The organism is Bacillus sp. P4_E1 (assembly GCF_056401715.1).
The window spans coordinates 76,294-97,550 of the sequence record NZ_JBFUIV010000020.1; the positions used below are offsets into that span (position 1 = coordinate 76,294).

22 protein-coding genes are annotated in these 21,257 nt (G+C 34.9%); 18 read left to right on the forward strand and 4 right to left on the reverse strand.

The window, feature by feature from the left end:
- Nucleotides 1-6: 6 nt before the first annotated feature.
- Genes AC1DS7_RS23080 through AC1DS7_RS23095 form a run of 4 tightly spaced genes read left to right on the forward strand, consistent with a single transcriptional unit; the run spans nucleotide 7 to nucleotide 3,699 of the window.
- Nucleotides 7-1,014 (forward strand): FecCD family ABC transporter permease, encoded by a 1,008-nt coding sequence (locus AC1DS7_RS23080; protein WP_002014660.1) that lies wholly within the window; start codon nucleotides 7-9, stop codon nucleotides 1,012-1,014.
- On the forward strand, nucleotides 1,007-2,029 hold the full coding sequence (locus AC1DS7_RS23085) for a FecCD family ABC transporter permease (RefSeq protein WP_002128652.1): 1,023 nt from the start codon (nucleotides 1,007-1,009) through the stop codon (nucleotides 2,027-2,029). Before AC1DS7_RS23080 ends, AC1DS7_RS23085 begins: the two co-directional genes overlap by 8 nt.
- A 14-nt stretch (nucleotides 2,030-2,043) precedes the next feature.
- On the forward strand, nucleotides 2,044-2,865 hold the full coding sequence (locus tag AC1DS7_RS23090; protein WP_002142804.1) for an ABC transporter ATP-binding protein: 822 nt from the start codon (nucleotides 2,044-2,046) through the stop codon (nucleotides 2,863-2,865).
- Between the two features lie 15 nt (nucleotides 2,866-2,880).
- A complete protein-coding gene (locus AC1DS7_RS23095; RefSeq protein ID WP_476999235.1) occupies nucleotides 2,881-3,699 on the forward strand; it encodes an alpha/beta hydrolase in 819 nt (272 codons plus the stop codon).
- A gap of 44 nt (nucleotides 3,700-3,743) precedes the next feature.
- On the opposite strand, the gene AC1DS7_RS23100 is transcribed toward AC1DS7_RS23095, so the two are convergent.
- The gene (locus AC1DS7_RS23100; RefSeq protein ID WP_016100797.1) at nucleotides 3,744-4,433 is read right to left on the reverse strand and encodes a class I SAM-dependent methyltransferase; all 690 of its coding nucleotides are present in this window, start codon (nucleotides 4,431-4,433) and stop codon (nucleotides 3,744-3,746) included.
- Nucleotides 4,434-4,520: 87 nt separating this feature from the next.
- On the opposite strand from AC1DS7_RS23100, the gene AC1DS7_RS23105 reads away from it, so the two are divergent.
- The 6 genes from AC1DS7_RS23105 to AC1DS7_RS23130 all read left to right on the forward strand — a co-directional run bounded on the left by AC1DS7_RS23105 (nucleotide 4,521) and on the right by AC1DS7_RS23130 (nucleotide 10,339).
- Nucleotides 4,521-5,591, forward strand: a complete 1,071-nt coding sequence (locus tag AC1DS7_RS23105; protein ID WP_098636033.1) for a helix-turn-helix transcriptional regulator — start codon at nucleotides 4,521-4,523, stop codon at nucleotides 5,589-5,591.
- Between the two features lie 310 nt (nucleotides 5,592-5,901).
- Complete coding sequence (locus AC1DS7_RS23110; protein ID WP_002014667.1) at nucleotides 5,902-6,129, forward strand: hypothetical protein; 228 nt, start codon at nucleotides 5,902-5,904, stop codon at nucleotides 6,127-6,129.
- A gap of 292 nt (nucleotides 6,130-6,421) precedes the next feature.
- Nucleotides 6,422-6,724 carry a metal-sensing transcriptional repressor gene (locus AC1DS7_RS23115; RefSeq protein WP_002014668.1) on the forward strand — a complete coding sequence of 101 codons (303 nt, stop codon included), beginning with the start codon at nucleotides 6,422-6,424 and terminating at the stop codon, nucleotides 6,722-6,724.
- A gap of 195 nt (nucleotides 6,725-6,919) precedes the next feature.
- Nucleotides 6,920-7,126, forward strand: a complete 207-nt coding sequence (gene copZ, locus AC1DS7_RS23120) for a copper chaperone CopZ (protein ID WP_002033654.1) — start codon at nucleotides 6,920-6,922, stop codon at nucleotides 7,124-7,126.
- 94 nt (nucleotides 7,127-7,220) lie between these two features.
- Nucleotides 7,221-9,641: a heavy metal translocating P-type ATPase gene (locus AC1DS7_RS23125; RefSeq protein ID WP_476999236.1), complete on the forward strand. Its 2,421-nt coding sequence runs from the start codon at nucleotides 7,221-7,223 to the stop codon at nucleotides 9,639-9,641.
- A 218-nt stretch (nucleotides 9,642-9,859) separates the two neighbouring features.
- Complete coding sequence (locus AC1DS7_RS23130; RefSeq protein WP_002142798.1) at nucleotides 9,860-10,339, forward strand: GNAT family N-acetyltransferase; 480 nt, start codon at nucleotides 9,860-9,862, stop codon at nucleotides 10,337-10,339.
- 19 nt (nucleotides 10,340-10,358) lie between these two features.
- Here the strand turns inward: AC1DS7_RS23130 and AC1DS7_RS23135 are convergent, their stop codons facing one another.
- The gene (locus AC1DS7_RS23135) at nucleotides 10,359-10,631 is read right to left on the reverse strand and encodes an HU family DNA-binding protein (protein WP_002033657.1); all 273 of its coding nucleotides are present in this window, start codon (nucleotides 10,629-10,631) and stop codon (nucleotides 10,359-10,361) included.
- A 140-nt stretch (nucleotides 10,632-10,771) separates the two neighbouring features.
- A complete protein-coding gene (locus AC1DS7_RS23140) occupies nucleotides 10,772-11,587 on the reverse strand; it encodes a formate/nitrite transporter family protein (protein ID WP_002014675.1) in 816 nt (271 codons plus the stop codon).
- Nucleotides 11,588-11,783: 196 nt separating this feature from the next.
- Between AC1DS7_RS23140 and AC1DS7_RS23145 the strand changes: the two genes are divergently transcribed.
- On the forward strand, nucleotides 11,784-12,677 hold the full coding sequence (locus AC1DS7_RS23145; protein ID WP_088039980.1) for a metallophosphoesterase: 894 nt from the start codon (nucleotides 11,784-11,786) through the stop codon (nucleotides 12,675-12,677).
- A 124-nt stretch (nucleotides 12,678-12,801) separates the two neighbouring features.
- On the forward strand, nucleotides 12,802-14,013 hold the full coding sequence (locus AC1DS7_RS23150; protein WP_002033660.1) for a M20 metallopeptidase family protein: 1,212 nt from the start codon (nucleotides 12,802-12,804) through the stop codon (nucleotides 14,011-14,013).
- Nucleotides 14,014-14,067: 54 nt separating this feature from the next.
- Here the strand turns inward: AC1DS7_RS23150 and AC1DS7_RS23155 are convergent, their stop codons facing one another.
- Nucleotides 14,068-15,150: a chitinase gene (locus tag AC1DS7_RS23155; protein ID WP_002128633.1), complete on the reverse strand. Its 1,083-nt coding sequence runs from the start codon at nucleotides 15,148-15,150 to the stop codon at nucleotides 14,068-14,070.
- Nucleotides 15,151-15,420: 270 nt separating this feature from the next.
- Here AC1DS7_RS23155 and gabP point away from each other — a divergent pair, with 270 nt between their 5' ends.
- The 6 genes from gabP to pfkB all read left to right on the forward strand — a co-directional run bounded on the left by gabP (nucleotide 15,421) and on the right by pfkB (nucleotide 21,245).
- A complete protein-coding gene (gene gabP, locus AC1DS7_RS23160) occupies nucleotides 15,421-16,815 on the forward strand; it encodes a GABA permease (protein ID WP_000360102.1) in 1,395 nt (464 codons plus the stop codon).
- Between the two features lie 133 nt (nucleotides 16,816-16,948).
- A complete protein-coding gene (locus AC1DS7_RS23165) occupies nucleotides 16,949-17,287 on the forward strand; it encodes a hypothetical protein (RefSeq protein ID WP_078175321.1) in 339 nt (112 codons plus the stop codon).
- 317 nt (nucleotides 17,288-17,604) lie between these two features.
- The gene (locus AC1DS7_RS23170) at nucleotides 17,605-18,147 is read left to right on the forward strand and encodes a DUF420 domain-containing protein (RefSeq protein ID WP_000228316.1); all 543 of its coding nucleotides are present in this window, start codon (nucleotides 17,605-17,607) and stop codon (nucleotides 18,145-18,147) included.
- A 117-nt stretch (nucleotides 18,148-18,264) separates the two neighbouring features.
- Nucleotides 18,265-19,428 (forward strand): iron-containing alcohol dehydrogenase, encoded by a 1,164-nt coding sequence (locus tag AC1DS7_RS23175; protein WP_151304253.1) that lies wholly within the window; start codon nucleotides 18,265-18,267, stop codon nucleotides 19,426-19,428.
- 156 nt (nucleotides 19,429-19,584) lie between these two features.
- Complete coding sequence (locus tag AC1DS7_RS23180; protein WP_476999237.1) at nucleotides 19,585-20,337, forward strand: DeoR/GlpR family DNA-binding transcription regulator; 753 nt, start codon at nucleotides 19,585-19,587, stop codon at nucleotides 20,335-20,337.
- Complete coding sequence (pfkB, locus tag AC1DS7_RS23185; protein ID WP_002128626.1) at nucleotides 20,334-21,245, forward strand: 1-phosphofructokinase; 912 nt, start codon at nucleotides 20,334-20,336, stop codon at nucleotides 21,243-21,245. Before AC1DS7_RS23180 ends, pfkB begins: the two co-directional genes overlap by 4 nt.
- The last annotated feature ends 12 nt before the right edge of the window (nucleotides 21,246-21,257 follow it).

Sequence of the window (21,257 nt, forward strand, 5' to 3'; positions counted from 1 at the left end):
AATGATATGCAGAAAACGAATGCGGTACCAGTAACCATTTTATGTATAGCACCCATATTGATTTTATTTACAGTTATACTTTCTGTTTTATATGGGGCGAAAAACATTGATGCTGAAACAGTGTGGAATGCTTTATTTCATTTTGATTCAAGCGATGTAAATCATAATATTATTATTACTTCACGTTTACCAAGGGTAGTTGCAGCTCTTTTAGTCGGAGCATTTCTAGCCATATCAGGAGCACTTATGCAGGGGATGACAAGAAACTATCTTGCATCCCCTTCTATTATGGGTGTGACGGATGGTGCAGCCTTTGTTATTACACTTTGTATGATTTTTCTTCCGGGAATGTCATCGATTGGTATGGTTTTATGTTCAATGATTGGCTCTGCACTAGGAGCCGGTATAGTGTTTGGTTTTGGCTCACTCCTTCAAAATGGCTTATCCCCTGTTAGATTAGCAATTATAGGGACAGTTATTGGAACATTTTTAAGTAGTGTATCGGCTGCGATGGCTTCATATTTCCAAATTTCTCAAAATGTTAGTTTTTGGTTTAATGCAAAGTTAGATCAAGTGGACCCTAATATCATTAAAATCACGATACCATTTGGGATAATTGGTATAATTTTAGCACTATTAATATCAAAATCTATTACCATTCTTTCTTTAGGAGAAGAAGTTTCTATTAATCTAGGTCAGCGTACAAAACTAGTTAAAGCGATGGCAATTTTATCAGTTATTTTTTTAACAGGAACAGCAGTTGCTTTAGTGGGGAAAGTTGGTTTTGTAGGTTTAATTATTCCACACATTACGCGCTTTATAATTGGGGTAGATTATAAGTGGATTTTGCCTTGCGCAGGCGTTATTGGTGGAGTTTTCTTAGCATTATGTGACATTTTAAGTAGATTTGTAAACTATCCATTTGAAACACCAATTGGAGTCGTTACTTCCTTAATTGGAATTCCTTTCTTCCTTTATTTAATCCGTACAAGAGGAGGAGAGAGACATGCTTAAAAGTTCAAGTCAACGTTTTGGAATGACAATGGGGATTAGTATATTTTTAATATTATGTGCTATTTATATTAGTTTAACGAATGGTACGTTTGATATTACGATTACAGATGTATTTAAAACACTCTTTAGAATAGATCCAGTACCAGACCATGATTTAGTTATTTTTGAGTTTCGCCTTCCGCGCATTGTAATTGCTGGATTAGTAGGATTAGGCCTCGGTGTTGCGGGTGCTGTAATTCAAGGGATTACGAGGAATGGATTGGCAGATCCAGGTATTTTAGGTGTAAATGCCGGGGCAGGAACAGCCATTGTCATTTTTATGTTTTTCTTTCAAGGACAATTAAAGAGCACAGACTGGGTTTCTATTATGATGATGCCGATGTTTGGTTTAGTCGGTGGGCTAGGAGCCGCTATAATAATTTATCTGTTTTCTTGGAAAAACGGTAAGTTAGACTCGCAACGTCTTTTATTAACAGGGATTGCAATTGGATCTGGATTTGGAGCGTTTTCTATGTATTTATCGCTCAAAATGAAGTCAACTGATTTCGAGATGGCTGCAGTTTGGGTGTCTGGAAGCATATATAGTGCAAACTGGAAGTATATTGTTGCTATGTTACCGTGGCTTATCATTTTAATTCCACTTATACAAAAGAAAGCTTATTTATTAGATTTATTTCAATTGGAAGAAACGAGTATTACAAGTTTAGGTGTTGCAGTAGAACGAGAGAAATCCATTTTACTATTAAGTAGTATCGGACTTGTGAGTGCATGTGTTGCTGTTTCAGGAAGTATTGGTTTCATTGGATTAATGGCACCGCATATAGCGAAAAGGCTCGTCGGTATTCAGCATAAATATATAATTCCTACGTGTGGAGTAATCGGAATGTTCCTTGTAATAGCTTCAGACTTTATTGCAAAAACAGTTTTCACCCCTGTAGAGTTACCTGTTGGGATCGTTATTTCTATTGTCGGTGTACCGTATTTCTTATATTTACTTTATAAGGCGAAAGCGTAAGAGGAGGAATAAAAGTGAGTATTTTAAGTGCAAAAAATTTAGAAACGAGTTATGAAAAGCTTACAGTGTTTCGCGATTTAAATGTGGAAATACAAGAAGGAAAAGTAACGACAATTATAGGACCAAACGGGTGCGGGAAATCGACATTGTTAAAAACAATGGGAAGAATTTTAAAGCAAAAGAGCGGTAAAGTATATTTGCAAGGACAGGATTTAAATACAATTCCAACGAAAGAAATTGCGAAGCAGTTAGCTTTACTTCCGCAAACTCCAATTGCACCAGGGGAGCTTAAAGTAGAAGAGTTAATTTCTTATGGACGCTATCCACATCGAAATAACGTAAATAAGTTAACTTCAAAAGATAAAGAAATGATTGATTGGGCATTAGAAATAACGAAAACTTCTGAATTTCGAACGAGACAAATTGCAAATTTATCAGGTGGTCAACGACAGAAGGTATGGCTAGCGATGGCTTTAGCACAAGAGACAGAAGTGTTGCTATTAGATGAGCCAACTACATATCTTGATATGTCTCATCAATTAGATGTATTACAAATTGTGGAGAAGTTAAATAAAGAACATAATTGTACGGTCGTTATGGTATTACATGATATTAACCATGCAGCAAGGTTTTCAGATGAAATTATTGCAATGAAGGAAGGGGAAATCGTTACAACTGGTAGCCCAGAAGAAATAATTACAAATGAAGTGTTAAAAGAAGTATTTCATATTGATGCACGTGTCATGATTGATCCGTATAATGGGTCTCCTGTTTGTTTCGGTTACGATAGCGTTGTATCTCAAAAAGAGAAAGTAGAAATATATGTAACGAGTTAAGAAGGGGGATGTAAGATGAATACTACTATTGAAAAACAGCAGGTTATTACATTTAATACAGAACAGTGGAAAATGTATTCAAAATTAGAAGGTAAAGAATATCAAATTCATATTTCAAAGCCGAGGCAGCCAGCACCAGAGTCAGGATATCCTGTTATATACGTATTAGATGGCAATGCCTTTTTTCAAACATTCCATGAAGCTATTAAAATACAATCAGTTAGAGCAGAGAAAACAGGTGTTTCACCAGCTATTATAGTAGGTATTGGTTATCCAATTGAAGGGGCATTTTCAGGAGAAGAAAGATGCTATGATCTTACACCTGTCGTAATTTCAAAAGATGCCCCGTTAAAACCGGACGGTAAACCGTGGCCTAAAACAGGGGGAGCTCATAATTTCTTTACTTTTATTGAAGAAGAATTGAAACCACAAATTGAAAAGGAATTTGAGATTGATAAAGGAAAGCAAACGTTATTTGGACATTCTTTAGGTGGTCTATTTGCTTTACATATACTATTCACAAACGTAAATGCCTTTCAAAATTATTTTATAAGTAGTCCATCTATTTGGTGGAATAACCAATCCGTGCTTGAAAAAGAAAAGAATCTTATAAGTGAATTAAACAATGCTAAGGTTGAAACGGGAGTATTCCTTACAGTTGGGTCATTGGAACGAGAGCATATGGTTTTAGGTGCAAACGAATTATCAGAGCGCCTTCTCCAAGTAAAACACGATCAGTTTAGATTTATGTTTTATGAAGCTGAAGGGGAGAATCATGCATCTGTTGTGCCGACTTCTTTAAGTAAAGGATTGAGATTTATTAGTCAAGTGTAGAAGACGTATATGAAAAAAGGTAAGCAATTGCTTACCTTTTTTCATTATTGTTTTATTGCTACGTATCCATCAATTAAAAAGCTTGTGAAAAAGCGATTGATTTGAGTAAATCCACATTCCTTCATGATAGCTAGTAGATTCGTTTCGGAAATAGGAAATATTTCTGTTTCAAAAGAATTTTCAAATCGGTTCCAATCTTCTAATGGAATTTGATTTTGCATCATGTGGTTGCGCCAAGCATTCAATTGTGCAGAAAACATACTTGTATGGGGTACACCATTTATTGTAGAGAGAAAGAATGGAGCACCAGGTTTTAAGCGACTACTAATTTCATTAAGAAGCTCTTTTTTCTCCTTAATAGTTGGGATGAAATGAAGAACAAGCATACAAGTAGCAGCGTCAAATAATGGATTGGTTAATAATGAATGGACAGTTCCATGTACAAAGTGAATTTGATTTTGTATGCCTTCGCTTTCAATTCTTTTTTTAGCTAGCTGTAGCATGCTTTCAGATGGATCAACACCTGTAAAAGATAAGTTGCTATTTTGTTTGCCTATTGAGAGAATTTCTTGTCCACCACCAGCACCTATAACTAGAAAATTTGGATTCATATTTTCTTTAGGGAGTGTAGTAAACAAGAAATGATTCATCATTTCATATAGGTTGTAGTAGCCTGGGATTTTACATGGAATTCTTTGTTCATATGAATTTACGGTAGTATCATTCCAATTCATTTTTAACCTCCTAAGTATGTGTGTTATAGGTTTATTATGGAATGAAATTATGAAGGGAAACAATCCCATAAATCTGGGGGGAAGAGGATGTATGAAAAAATAACGAAAGAAATTACAATGGTAGCGAATCGTATAAGTTCTATAAGGACATTTCAAGAGTCATTTCTCCACTTAATACGTAAAGTCATTGATTTTGACGCCGCTTGTTTTACAGCTATAGACCCAATTTCTTTTTTATCTACTGGGGCATTTACGGATGAAAGTGTTGAAAAGATTCATCCACAATTGTTTATGAATGAATTTCTAGAAGATGATTTTAATAAATTTAAATATTTATCAGAACACTATCCTCATGTTGCTTCTCTTAGTATGGTGACAAATGGTGAACAAAAGAAAAGCTCTAGATACCGAAATATTTTAAAACCAGCAAGTTTTGGAGATGAATTAAGGGGCGTTTGTATGAGTAAGGGGAACTGTTTTGGGCATCTTAGTTTATTTCGAGGGAGTACAAGTCCCGCTTTTCATATAGATAATTGTAAGTATTTGGCAATGGTAGTCCCGATTGCTGGAGAGGCTTTAAAAAAGGCATTTCCTAAACCTTTTTCAGAAGAGAAGGTAATAGGGACAGGTACGATTATATTAAGTGAGGATTTTAATTTATTATATTGGAATCAAGATGGCAGCGATTGGCTTTCAAATCTTAGAAAGTATGAACAGTTAAATATAAAAGAAATACCAAGGCCAATACGTGCGGTTTGTTCGAAAGTAAAGGCTAACGAATATAATGTAGGTTGTATGAATAGAGAAGAAAAAGTTTGTATACCTTTAGCCTATGGACATTTTTTAATCATTCGGGCCAGTAAGTTAGAACGTACAAGTAGTTTTCAGGGTGGTTATGTTGTTCTATTCGAAAGAGCAAGACCGGAAGAAATCTTTCCGCTTATTACGGAAGTGTATAGTTTTACAACACGTGAGAAGCAAGTAATACGTAAAATTCTTACAGGTATGTCGACAAAGGAATTAGCCCATGAACTTTGTATATCTATATACACGGTACAAGATCATTTAAAATCCATTTTTGAAAAGACTGGGGTAAGTAGTAGAAATGAACTCGTGTGGGAAGTTTTTTCAAGATTTTGTTTTGATGGCGATGAATAAAAATAAAATAACTCTACAAAAATCACATGAAGTACGGTGGATGAGTTGTAGAATAGGGCTGAAAAAAGGTTATGGATGAAACATTCCATAACCTTTTTTTATAAGTAGAATTGTCCTTTTTGAAAGTTTTGTTTCAACTTTTCGTCTAAATAGACAAAAAGTTGTCACAATTCGGTCACAATTAGCATAAACATAAAATAGACGAAATGAACTTATTTCCAAAAAAAGGCTTGATTCATTCCATTCATGATTAGTAGAGCTGAAAAAGCATGGATTAAAAGTTCACTATATTCTCAAGGAGGTAGATCGTATGAAAACTATTCTTGCTATCGCTGGGTTTATTTGGGTTTTATCACATGGCATTCCAATTTATGAAGGAGAACAAATTCGCAGTGCTCTGAATAAAAATTTTAATGAATACCATATCATTGATCGGCAAGATAATGTTGTGACAGTTCGTGTAAATGACTGTTTTCATACGGTAACCGTTGAAGGAACTTCAGTAGTGAATGATACAAAAGTATGTGATCAGCAATAATTATATATAGGAAGAAAAAAGTCTCAATTTACACGTGTGAAAATTGAGACTTTTATATTTGTGGATGAATAATAAGCGGGGATGGACAATCCCTGCTTATTATTGTTTTTTTGAAAAAAAGAAAGGGTATCATATTAATTGAGACTGAGAAGCTAATGATGTGTTAAGAATAATCATAAAGCGAAAACATACTCATATGGGGTATCCTACATAGATATTTGATGATATAATTGGTATACTCATAAAAGCAATTGTTTTATTGGATGAAGAGAAACTTTAAGAAGGTGATAATATGGATCATAAGGACCATGAATCAGTAACACATAGATCAGAAAAAGAAAAAGAACAAATTATAAATAGATTAAAGAGAATTGAAGGCCAAGTCCGTGGTATTCAAAATATGATTGAAAATGATCGTTATTGCGTGGATATTTTAGTTCAAATTTCTGCGATTAATGCAGCGATGAAAAAAGTAGGAATGGGTGTCTTAAAAAATCATACGAGTCATTGTGTTTCAGGAGCTATTAAAAATGGTAATGGTGACGAAGCAATTGAAGAATTAATGACAGTATTTGAACGTTTTTCAAAAGCATAAAAGCCAAGCTAGTATTTGACTAGCTTGGCTTTTGTTTATATAGGAGAAGATATATAAATTCATAATTGGAGCAAAAAAATAAAGATTTTAGAAAAAAATAAAAATCATGATACAAAACCATTGATTACCTTAGGGGGGTATGGTAAGGTGTAGTTGTGATTAATAAACAATGAATAAACAAGAGGAGGATTTTAAATGGAACAGTTAACATTAAAAGTTGAGGGTATGTCTTGTGGGCATTGTGTAAATTCTATTGAAAGTAATGTGAAAGAACTAAACGGCGTTGAACAAGTAAAAGTTCAATTAGCAGAAGGAACTGTTGAAGTTACTATCGACTCATCAGTTGTAACGTTAAAAGATATCGTTGCTGTAATTGAAGATCAAGGCTATGAAATTCAATAATAATTTTTAATATAGAAATAAATCGTACTTTATATGGAGTACGATTTATTTTGCTAAAAATTATACCTTATAAGGGTATATAGAGGTGAGAGACATGAATGAACAAAAAGAGGCCAATCTCCAAATATCAGGCATGACATGTGCAGCCTGTGCAAATAGAATTGAAAAAGGCCTGAAAAAAGTAGAAGGTGTTCATGATGCAAATGTAAATTTTGCACTTGAAAAAACAAAAATAATGTATGATCCCCATAAAACAAATCCACAACAATTTAAGGAAAAAGTTGAGTCGCTAGGATATGGAATTGTAAGTGATAAGGCTGAGTTTACTGTTTCAGGGATGACATGCGCAGCATGTGCGAATAGAGTAGAAAAGCGTTTAAATAAGTTAGAAGGTGTGAACGGAGCGACAGTAAATTTCGCTTTGGAATCAGCTACAGTAGATTTTAATCCTGATGAAATTAATGTAAATGAAATGAAGAGTGCAATCACGAAATTAGGATATAAATTGGAAGTGAAATCAGATGAGCAAGATGGATCAACTGATCATCGCTTACAAGAAATTGAACGACAAAAGAAGAAATTTATCATTTCGTTTATTTTATCATTCCCGTTACTGTGGGCAATGGTAAGTCATTTCTCATTTACATCATTTATTTATTTACCTGATATGCTTATGAACCCTTGGGTGCAGCTAGCTCTTGCAACTCCAGTACAGTTTATAATTGGAGGCCAGTTTTATGTTGGGGCTTATAAAGCGTTACGTAATAAAAGTGCAAACATGGATGTTCTTGTGGCACTTGGAACGTCCGCAGCTTATTTCTATAGTGTGTATTTAAGTATTAGGTCGATTGGTTCTTCAGAACATATGACAGATTTATATTTTGAAACGAGTGCGGTACTTATTACTTTAATTATTTTAGGTAAATTATTTGAGGCGAGAGCAAAAGGGCGTTCATCAGAAGCTATTAAAAAGTTGATGGGACTACAAGCGAAAACTGCCACAGTTGTGCGAGATGGAACAGAGATGAAAATTTTAATCGAAGAAGTGGTAGCTGGTGATGTTGTCTATGTTAAACCCGGTGAAAAAATCCCAGTAGATGGAGAAATTGTAGAAGGAAAATCAGCGATAGATGAATCGATGTTAACAGGCGAGAGTATTCCTGTTGATAAAACAATTGGGGATGTAGTAATTGGCTCTACAATGAATAAAAATGGATTTTTAAAAGTTAAAGCAACTAAGATAGGAAGAGATACTGCATTAGCTCAAATTATTAAAGTAGTAGAAGAGGCTCAAGGTTCAAAAGCTCCTATTCAAAGGGTAGCAGATCAAATTTCAGGTATTTTCGTACCTGTTGTAGTTGTAATTGCTATTATTACATTTGCGGTGTGGATGCTATTTGTTACACCTGGTGATTTTGGCGGAGCACTTGAGAAAATGATAGCAGTACTTGTTATCGCTTGTCCGTGTGCATTAGGTCTTGCAACACCTACATCTATTATGGCGGGATCAGGAAGGTCAGCTGAATACGGTATTTTATTTAAAGGTGGAGAGCATTTAGAAGCAACGCACCGATTAGATACAGTTATTCTAGATAAAACAGGTACTGTGACAAACGGGAAGCCTGTTTTAACAGATGTAATTGTAGCAGATGGATTCCATGAAGAAGAAATACTACGTTTAGTAGGTGCGGCAGAAAAAAATTCTGAACATCCACTTGCAGAAGCGATTGTAGAAGGAATTAAAGAAAAGAAAATTGATATCCCAAGTTCAGAAACGTTTGAAGCGATTCCAGGATTCGGTATCGAATCAGTCGTAGAAGGGAAACAATTATTAATTGGTACACGTCGACTAATGAAGAAATTCGATATTGATATTGAAGAAGTTTCTAAATCGATGGAAGCGCTAGAACGAGAAGGAAAAACAGCAATGCTTATTGCGATCAATAAAGAATATGCTGGTATAGTGGCCGTTGCAGATACTGTAAAAGATACTTCAAAAGCAGCTATCGCAAGACTTAAGAAAATGGGTCTAGACGTTGTTATGATTACAGGAGATAATACACAAACTGCTCAGGCAATCGCTAAGCAAGTTGGTATTGATCACGTAATTGCAGAAGTATTACCTGAAGGAAAAGCAGAAGAAGTGAAAAAACTTCAAGCGCAAGGTAAGAAAGTAGCAATGGTTGGAGATGGAATAAATGATGCTCCTGCACTTGCTACGGCGGATATCGGTATGGCAATTGGAACAGGTACGGATGTAGCGATGGAAGCGGCAGACATTACGTTAATCCGTGGTGATTTAAATAGTATTGCTGATGCAATTTTTATGAGTAAAATGACGATTAGAAATATTAAGCAAAATCTATTCTGGGCGTTAGCTTATAACGGCCTAGGAATTCCAATTGCGGCGCTCGGTTTCTTAGCTCCTTGGGTTGCAGGTGCAGCAATGGCATTTAGCTCTGTATCAGTCGTATTAAATGCATTAAGATTACAAAGAGTTAAATTGAAATCTTAAACACTTTCAGCTATAAAGCGAATTTAATATGCTTTTTTACAATAAACAATACTTTGTATGAGTATTGTTTATTGTTCGTTTAGAAGGAAAAGTCGATATAATATAGAAAGAGCAGAAGTAGAATCATATATAGTGGAAGAAACTGTTTCGAAAATAAACACGAAATAATTATCCGGATAACCGAAATAAAAGAGTTAGTTTGATAAGGAGTTTTACATATGTTTAAAGATATTAAAATTAGAACATTCCAGAAGGAGGATTTAGAGCAAGTATTACAATTGTTCTATGAAACGGTTCATACGGTGAATGCAAAAGATTATAACGAGTTACAGCTACAGGCGTGGGCCCCGGAGCGACTAGATAGAGAGAGATGGCTACAGTCTTTAGAAAAGAATATTTGTTACGTTGCTGATTATAAAGGTGTGATAGTGGGATTTGGGGATTATAATGATGATCATTACGTAGATCGCTTATTTACGCATAAAGATTATCAAGGAAAAAGGATAGCATCATACATACTACAGAAGTTAGAAAAAGAAGCAGTGAACTTGCAGCATAGGGATATGTATACAGAGGCGAGTATTACAGCAAAACCTTTCTTTGAAAGCAAAGGTTTTATTTGCATAAAGGAACAAAATAAGCAGCATAATGGTCAGATTTTTATTAATTATGTCATGAAAAAAATAGCCTTCTCATAAATGAGAAGGCTATTTTTCATTATTTTACAGCTTCTTTTAGTTCTTTACCAGCTTTAAAAGCAGGTACTTTAGAAGCTGCGATTTGCATTTCTTCACCCGTTTGTGGGTTACGGCCTGTACGAGCAGCTCTTTCACGAACTTCGAATGTACCGAATCCGATAAGTTGTACTTTTTCGCCAGCAGCTAAAGAGTTAGTGATTGATTCTACTACAGTTTGTAAAACTACAGTAGCTTCTTTTTGAGAAATCTCAGCGTTTTGTGCTACGTTTTTAATTAATTCTGTCTTATTCATGTTTTTCACCTCATATGTAAATAATGCTATTTAAGTTGTTATTATAACGTATAAAACATTCGAGAACAAGTGTACGTACATATATTCGCAAAAAAAATGAAATTTGTAATATTTTTAGGACCAATTTATAGACATTCAATTTAAGCGGATACAGATTTTTTCTTTAATGCAGTTTGCTCTTTATTGGAAGGTAGTTTCTTATTATAAGATATGAAATAAGGTAATGCTACAAATAACATACCCCCTACTAAATTTCCGAAGAAAACAAAAATGAAGTTTGGAAAATATTCAACCCAAGTTAAATGACCAGAAAAAATTGCAGCTGGGATGACAAACATATTGGCTACAACGTGTTGAAATCCAATCGCAACAAAAGTCATAACAGGGAACCAAATACCGACAATCTTTCCGATAAATTCTTTACTTCCCATACTGAGCCAAACAGCTAAACAAACGAGCCAATTACACCCGATTGCAGAAATGAAGGCTTGCAGTGGTGTATCTTGTAGTTTAGCTTGTGCAATAGAAACTGTTTTTGCTAAAAAAGCTCCCTCCGTTAAGCCGACGATATGACCAAAAAAATAAGCGACGAATATAGCACCTATGAAGTTGCTAAACGTAACAATAACTAAATTTCGTATGAAGTGAAATAAGTCGATTTTTTTGTGAAGCCATGCCATTGAAACGGTCATCATGTTGCCAGTTACTAATTCACCGCCTGCAAGGATAACGAGTATAAGACCGATAGGGAATACGGCAGCACCTAAAAAGCTAGTAAATGATCCCCAAGATTTTGGCATTGTTCCGATAACATGGATATCAAGTAAATATCCTAATGCTATGAAAGCACCACCAAAAAAACCGAGAATTAGCATAGGGAGCAATGATAAATGAGCTTTTTTTCTTCCAGAATTAGCAGCAAGTTCCGTAATTTCTTCTGGTGTAAATACAGACATGAATAATCTCTCCTCAATAAAATGATAGAATGAATAGAAGAAACATTTTAAAGAATCTATGTATGATAAAAATATGATATGATTTCTGTATAAATTTGTCAAAGTGAGTGGGGCTGAAATTGGATATAACGAACATTGTTCATGTTGTCACATTAATGTAACAATAAGGATTTAAAGTGATTTTAGAGGTGAAAATATGAATACGCATCATGTAAAAAAAGAACGAAAAAAATCAATCGTAAAGATATTTATTATTAGTTTCATAAGTATAATAATGATACCAGTAAGTTTGTATTTCTATGCGACTGAAATAGAAAGAAGACTAGTAACAGTTACGTGGAATGAAATAGAAGCTCCTACAATTCCTAAAGAGTTTAATAATAAAAAAATATTGCAGTTCTCAGATGTACATTTAGGACCAGATTTTACATTGAAACAACTAGAAAATTTGGTGGAGAAGATGAATGAATTACATCCAGATATAGTAGTTTTTACAGGAGATTTAATAGATAAGTTTGGATCCTATAGTGCGGAAAGAGAAGAAGCAAAGGTTATTTTGCAGAAAATTAAAGCTCCCCTAGGAAAATATGCTGTGTTTGGGAATCATGATAGAGGTGGGGGCGGTAGTTTATTTTACAAAAAGTATATGGAGGAAGCTGGTTTTTCTGTGTTAGTAAATGAAGTGCAGAAAATTAAAGGGGAAAACGGCAAGTATATTACAATATCAGGTTTGGATGATTTTTTATTAGGGAAGCCACAAATAGACTCGACTTTAAAAAACTTAAGACAACAAGATTTCAATATGCTATTAATACATGAGCCGGATGTTGTAGATAAAGTATCTCGTTATCCAGTCGATTTTCAAATGTCAGGACATAGTCACGGAGGACAAGTTCAAATTCCTTTTGTAGGTCCTTTAATTACTACAAAACTAGCTGAGAGTCATGTTGAAGGTATGTATGAATTAGAAGGGAAGAGTAAGCTGTTACATTTATACGTAAATCGTGGTATTGGGACAACCCGAATGCCTGTTAGATTTTTGAGTGTACCGGAACTTTCACTATTTGTATTGAAGCAAAGTAGTGACTGAAGTAGAACGTTTAATATTTTGAAGAATTAAGAGTACTTTTAAAGAAAGTTCTCTTTTTTTATTGATTAAATACAGAATATTATGTATTTTTTATTTAAACTGTTAAAAAGAAAGGGGAATTTCTATGATAGAAACATGGCATAAAGAATTGGAAAGTTTATATAATCAAATGGTTTCGTGGCGAAGAGATTTTCATCAATACCCAGAGCTATCATTTCAAGAAATAGAAACACCGAAAAAAATAGCTGGAATTTTAAAAAGTTTTCATATTGATGTGAAAACAGATGTCGGGGGAAGAGGGGTAATCGGCGTAATTGAAGGTGGGATACCTGGGAAGACGATGGCGCTACGTGCTGATTTTGATGCACTACCTATTCAAGATGAAAAGAAAGTTTCATATAAATCAAAGGTTCCTGGTGTAATGCACGCTTGTGGCCATGATGGACATACAGCAACACTTTTAGGAGTTGCAAAAATATTAAGTGATAACAGAGACCAACTTTCAGGAAAAATAGTCCTTATTCATCAACATGCAGAAGAGAAAGAGCCTGGCGGAGCAATTGCCATGATTGAGGATGGTTGTTTAGAAGGAGTAGATGTTGTTTTTGGTACACATTTATCTTCTCAGATGCCTTTAGGAATTGTTGGAACGAAAGCTGGAGCAATGATGGCGGCAGCTGATACTTTTGAAGTGAAGATTCAAGGGCGAGGCGGTCACGGCGGTATGCCACATCATACTGTAGATGCTATTATCGTTGCAACACAAGTTATTAATCAGTTGCAACTTTTAGTGAGTAGAAAAGTCGATCCACTTCAATCAGCAGTTTTAACAGTTGGTACATTCCATGCCGGGCAAGCCGATAATATTATTGCGGATACTGCTACGTTTACAGGAACCATTCGAACGTTAGATCCTGAAGTGAGAGAATATATGGAGAAGGAATTTAGACGAGTTGTTGAGGGGATTTGTCAGTCCCTTCATGCTGAAGTTAATATTCAATATAAACGAGGCTATCCAATATTAATAAATCATGTAGCTGAAACACGTCATTTTATGACGGTCGCGGAACACGATCTTGGCAAAGAAAGGGTCATGGAAGTACCACCTATTATGGGCGGAGAAGATTTTGCATACTACTTAGAACATGTTCCAGGAGCATTTTTCTTCACAGGTGCCGGTAATGAAGAAATAGGGGCAACATATCCACACCATCATCCTCAATTCGATTTTGATGAACGTGCGATGTTGGTTGGTGGGAAGTTGCTTTTAAGTCTTGTGAATAGTTATTCAAGAGATGGAAAAGAATTTCTTCATCATGTAGAAGTGAAAAAGTAATTTACATAAATAAAAAACAACAATAGGTCATATAAAACCTATTGTTGTTTTTTATTATTTTTGCAAGGAAAGACTATCAAAATATGTTCTATAGTTATTAGAGAATTCAAAGTTGTTTTTTGCATCCCAATTAATAGACCAAGACATTAGGCCACGGAATGCAGGATAGCCACTCTGACTTGAAAGTTTATACTTTCCTCCGAAAGGAATTCCTTTAATGATATAATCTAAAGCTTTTTTCATTTCAGTTGGAGAAATATATCCGCCACTTGGAGCGGCCGCTGGTGCTGCAGGAAGTCCTATCATGACTTGATCCGAACGAAGAGGCGGGAAAATGTTATTTGCATTACCACCTACAGGAAAACCATGTAAGAGCATATCTGCCATAGCGACTTCGTAGTCTGCAGTACCTTGATTGTAGTTATTACCGTCCATTCCAATCCCGCTACCAGCGTTGTAGTGTTGAACGTGAATGTATGTTAATTTGTCTTTCACTCCGTAAATAATCGGTAAATATGCACCCCAGATGCTTCCATATGCGCTATAGCCGCCTTGAACATAAGCTGTTTCAGGAGCCATGCTTAATAGAAAATTTGGACCATAATGATCTGAGATTGTCCGAATAGCCGAAATAAGATTTACGATTTGAGGAGTCGTTGGGTTTTTGAAATTAGTGTCATTACCGTTTAAGTAAATTCCTGATTCAAGGTCAATATCTATTCCATCAAAACCGTATTTATCAATTAGAGATTGTATAGAATTAATAAAACGTTGCTTAGCGGCATTATCAGGAAGTAAAACGACCCCATTTTGTCCACCTATTGAAAGAACTACTTTCTTTCCTTTACTTTTTAAATAAGCAATATCTGATTTGAATTCTGCATCTGTACCATACACAGGAGAAAATTCAACAGTGGAACGATCACCACCAGTTTCACCGAAAGATACATTGAGTACATCCCATTTTGGTGAAACGTCTCTTAATTTAATAATGCCAGTACCGTTATCAAAGTTATGCCAGTATCCAACGAGTAATTTTGATCCTAAATTGTTTGCTGCTTGTGCTTGAAAGGGAGCTAGCGGTAGCAGTAAGAAAATTACTAAAGTACAACAAATGAATTTGAACTTGTTTAACATATCAACACTCCTATACAAAAAGTTGTCTAGATGTATAATCTTGTTTATTTAATGATATCTGAAAATTCTTTCTCTTGTAAGGTGACTATAATTTTCTCAACAATTGTGTATGGGAAATTATTAAACCTAATGAAATAATTTTTGAAGGAGGTCGAATTACGATTGTTAAATTCAGAATATTTTGATATATTTTAAAGTATAGGATAAGATTTTTCACATAATACTCTTACATAAATTTCAAAATTAAGTTTGGAAGGGGATGTACAAGAGTTGGATAAAAATCTTAAGAAAGACCTCAAAATACGCCACATTACAATGATTTCCATTGGTGGCGTAATAGGAGCTGGTTTGTTTGTTGGAAGTGGGGCGGTTGTGCATTCAGCAGGTCCAGGTTCTATCGTTTCATATGCATTAGCAGGACTTCTAGTTATTTTCGTTATGAGAATGCTAGGAGAAATGGCAGCTATTAATCCGACAAGTGGTTCATTTGCAACATATGCAAGAGAGGCAATTGGTCCATGGGCAGGTTATACAATTGGGTGGCTATATTGGTTTTTCTGGGTAATTGTTATTGCAATAGAAGCTACAGCAGGTGCTGGTATTATTCAATACTGGATTCCAGAAATCCCACTCTGGTTATTAAGCTTAATATTAACGATATTATTAACGTTGACGAATGTTTTCTCGGTGAAATCATTTGGAGAATTTGAATATTGGTTTTCATTTATTAAAGTAATAAGTATTGTTTTGTTCCTTTGTCTTGGACTAGCTGTTATTTTAGGATTTGTACCAGGAACGGAAGCACCTGGCACTTCGAATTTGGTAGGTCAAGGAGGATTTATGCCAAATGGTATAAGTTCGGTGTTACTTGGAATCACCGTCGTTATATTTTCATTTATGGGATCTGAGATTGTTGCAGTGGCCGCTGGAGAGTCTGCCGAACCTGTAAAGGCAGTCAAAACAGCAACAAATAGTGTAATTTGGCGTATTCTCGTATTTTTCATTGGATCGATCGCTGTAGTTGTTACACTCCTTCCGTGGAATTCGGCGAACATACTAAAAAGCCCATTTGTGGCGGTACTGGAACATATAGGGATACCAGCGGCAGCGCAAATTATGAATTTTATCGTTTTAACAGCTGTACTTTCTTGTTTAAATTCGGGTTTATATACGAACTCAAGAATGCTTTTTTCAATGGCAGAAAGAGGAGATGCGCCAAAGGCATTTTTGAAATTGAATAGTAGTGGTGTTCCAGTTCGGGCGGTTTTATTTGGAACTTTCTTTGCTTACATTGGAGTTGTTTTTAGTTACATATCTCCAGATAAAGTATTTTTATTTTTAGTGAATGCATCTGGCGGGATTGCGTTACTCGTTTATCTCGTTATAGCAGTTTCACATTTCAAGATACGTAAAAAAATGGGGAAAGCGGAACAACAAAATTTGAAAGTGAAAATGTGGCTTTTTCCATATGTAACATATGTTACAATTGCTGCGATTATAGCAGTTTTAGTTGCCATGCTCGCAATTGAATCTTTACGTTCACAAGCGCTTTTAACAATGCTTGTTACTGTTCTTATAATAATTTCTTATTTTATTTTTAATAGAAATAAAAATAGTACATTGTTGAATCCTAAAAGTAAGAATGAGGAATCTGTTCGATTCTAATTTCTTGTTTTAGAAGAGAGTTACACCCAATCATTGCTATAAAAGAATCATATATAATCATAGAAACAAGTAATTACTATTGTCATAGTGAATATAAACTTTTTTCTTGACTTTTTATATGAAGGCGAGCAAAATGGTAAAAAAGGAAGGGGGGATGACGATGGAAGAGTACGTATTAGAGCTGTATAACTTTTTATATACGACAGAATGGCAAGATATTGTTTCATTTCTAGGAATAATGTTTTGTATGAAAATTGTAATTGTATATATGGAAGAGCAAGGTATGTTCTATTCCTTCTCATCTCCGTTCGATGTGCAGCGCGAGCCGTTGCCAAACTATGCCAAGGTAAATTACGAACAATTTCCTTTTGTGATTTTCTTTATGATTCGATTTATAACAGCAATTGTAAAGAAAAAGGAAAGTGACGATGAAGAGTGCCACTCAACTTGTAATATAGCGACTGCTTTTTAAGCTAAATACAAGGAGGAGATTTATATGTGGTTTCGATTTCTTATGATTGGTTTCTTTTCACTAACAGCAATTTCATTAATGGGATATCAAGTGTCTGAAATATATCAAGCGTATAGCAGTACGTTTTTTAACAAAAACTAATTACATTGCTATTTAAATAATAAAGCGATAAAATCCTTCTTAAGAAGTTTTATTAAGAAGGATTTTTTTCTTTGCTCTGTCTTACTGTGTCAAACTATTGTCACATTTACACTGTGAATAATATGTTAAAATAGTGAGGTTACGTATACATATTTGAAGGAAGAGGAGTGACCATTTTGGTGGATCAATCAACTAATCAGAAAAGCTATGCTCCTATTGTGATAACGCTTTCTGTAATTGTAAATGCGATTATTTTATTTTTGTTCTTTGGACCTGTTGGCTATGAAGGAGAAGTACATTTTGATGTAACAATTTTACCAATGTTAAATGCAATTTTTAATAGCTTTACGTTCGTATTCTTATTAGCAGCTTTATACTCTATTATTAAGAAGAATGTGAAAATGCACCGTGGTTTCATCCTAGCAGCATTTACAACGACGTTGCTATTTTGTGTTTCTTATTTATCGTATCATTACTTGGCGCCAGCAACACATTTTGGTGGAGAAGGATTCATTAAATATGTGTATTTCATCATTTTAATTACACATATTATCCTAGCAGCAATTATTGTACCGCTTGCATTGTTTGCACTTGTGTTTGGTTTTACGAATCAATTAACACGTCACCGTAAAATTGTACGTTGGACGATGCCGATTTGGTTATATGTAAGTTTATCTGGTGTTATTGTTTACTTAATGATCTCACCTTATTATCAATAAAAAAATCTCAGCCTGTAGGCTGGGATTTTTTTATTAGGCAAATATTTTTGTGAAATGAAAAAATTGTGGTATACAAAAGTATAGTTGCTTTTTATATAGAAGGGATGGTAAAGATATATGCAAAATTTTGTATTTCGTAATCCGACAAAACTTATTTTTGGTAAAGGACAGTTAGAGCAGTTAAAAACGGAAATTCCACAGTTCGGTAAAAAGGTTCTTCTCGTATACGGGGGAGGCAGCATTAAAAGAAATGGTATTTATGATAATGTGATTTCTATTTTAAAGGATATAAATGCGGAAGTATTTGAGTTGACAGGAGTTGAACCGAATCCTCGTTTATCAACAGTAAAGAAAGGGATTCAAATTTGTAAAGACAATGGAGTCGAATTTATTTTAGCGGTTGGCGGAGGAAGTGTAATCGACTGTACGAAGGCGATTGCTGCTGGTAGTAAATATGATGGAGATGTATGGGATATTGTAACGAAAAAAGCATTTGCTAGTGATGCATTACCATTTGGTACGGTACTTACGCTTGCGGCAACAGGTTCTGAAATGAATGCTGGTTCTGTCATTACAAACTGGGAAACGAATGAAAAATATGGCTGGGGTAGCCCAGTTACTTTCCCGCAGTTTTCGATTTTAGATCCAGTTCATACTGCATCTGTACCGAAAAATCAAACAATTTACGGTATGGTCGATATTATGTCGCACGTATTAGAGCAATATTTCCACCATGGAACAAATACAGAACTACAAGATCGTTATTGTGAATCTGTTTTAAAAACAGTAATTGTAACAGCTCCTAAGCTTTTAAGTGATTTAGAAAATTATGAGCATAGGGAAACCATTTTATATTGCGGTACTATGGCGTTAAACGGCATTTTAGCGATGGGAGTAAAAGGAGACTGGGCAACTCATAATATTGAGCACGCAGTTTCTGCGGTTCATGATATACCACACGGGGGTGGACTCGCGATTTTATTCCCGAACTGGATGAAGCATGTTGTAGATGAAAATGTAAGTCGTTTTAAACAGTTCGCTATTCGTGTATTCGATGTAGAAACAGAAGGGAAGACGGATCGAGAAATTGGGTTAGAAGGAATTGAGGCGTTACGTCAATTTTGGACTTCAATTGAGGCACCGGTAACATTAGCGGATTATGCTATTGGAGAAAATGAAATTGATTTAATGGCTGATAAAGCGATGGCTTATGGTGAATTTGGTACCTTTAAAAAATTAAATAAAGATGATGTTCTTGCAATTTATAAAGCTTCTTTATAAGTGAAGCGAGAGAAGAAACCTATTTGATTGTTGTATCAAATAGGTTTCTTTTTTTGTTTATAACCGGTTTTGATTGATAGTGATTATTTTTGACTGTTTATGGTTGATTTTTGTGATCGTTTTCATTATACTGTAATCAAAGAAGAGGTGAATAAAATGTTAACTCCTGAACGTCATCAAATGATATTGCAACTTGTAAAAGAGCAGAAGGTTGTTAAACTACAGCAATTAGTGGAAAGAACAGAAAGCTCTGAATCAACAATTCGTCGTGATTTAGCGCAATTGGAAAAGCAAAGGTTATTAAAAAGAGTTCATGGTGGTGCTGCTGTTTTAACAGGAAAAGGACAAGAGCCAACGATGGTTGAAAAATCATCCAAAAACATTCAAATAAAACAACAAATTGCTAACTATGCGGCTAGTATTGTTGAACAAGGGGATTGCGTTTATTTAGATGCAGGAAGTACAACATTTGAAATGATTCCATTTTTAATAAATAAAGATGTTACTGTCGTAACGAATGGACTTATGCATATTGAAGCTTTAGTTGAAAATAATATTCGTGCGTATTTACTAGGCGGGATGATGAAGAGTAGGACGAAAGCTTTAATTGGTGCTATGGCACAGGAAAGTATGCAAAAGTACCGTTTTGATAAATGTTTCTTAGGAGCAAATGGTGTACATGAACAGCTTGGTTTTACAACTCCAGATCCAGAAGAGGCACTTTTAAAACAAATGGCATTAACATTTGCGAACGAAGGATATTTCTTAATTGATGAAAGTAAGTTCTCAGAAGTTGCATTTGCGAAAATTGCCAATGTTGAAGAAGCGAATATTATTACAAACCATTTAGAAATTGATTTAGAAAAATATAAAAGACAAACCAATGTAATTGAGGCTGATAAACAATGATCTATACAGTTACTTTAAACCCATCTATTGATTATGTAGTACAAGTTAATTCCTTCGATTTAGGCGCAGTAAATCGAGCAGAGAAAGATATGAAATTTCCTGGAGGGAAAGGCATTAACGTTTCTCGTGTTCTTCACCGTTTAGGTGTTGAAAATGTAGCGCTTGGATTTACTGGTGGATTTACCGGTCGATTTATTAAAGATGTATTACAGGCGGAAGGTGTAACAACAAACTTCGTCCAAGTAGACGGTGATTCCCGAATTAATGTGAAAATAAAAGGGCAAGAAGAGACAGAATTAAATGGGCAAGGTCCTAATGTGACAAATGAACAATTTGAACAATTAATGAAACAAATCGAAAGTATGAGGCAGGGAGATTGTGTTGTACTAGCTGGAAGTGTACCGGCGTCTATCTCAACTACTTTTTATGAATCAATCGCAGCGCTCGGAGCTGAGAAAGGTATTCGTGTAGTAGTCGATGCAAGTGGAAGTGCGCTGCAACATGTAATTAAAAATAAACCATTTTTAATAAAGCCTAATCATCATGAACTTGGTGAGTTATTCGGAGTAGAGATTTCAACAGTAGAAGATGTTTTACCGTTTGGAAGAAAATTAGTTGAACAAGGTGTAGAGCATGTTATCGTATCAATGGCTGGAGATGGGGCTTTATTATTTACGGCACAAGGTATATATGAAGCAACTGTTCCAAAAGGTGTTGTAATTAATTCGGTTGGGGCCGGAGATTCTCTCGTTGCAGGATTTGTAGGTAAATATGAACAGACAAAAGATATTGAAAAGGCATTTCAATATGGCGTTGCAACAGGGAGTGCAACAGCATTTTCAGCTGATTTATGTGAAAAAGAAAAAGTAGAAGAATTATTGTCGCAAGTAATTGTAACTAAGCGATAGGGGGAAGTAACA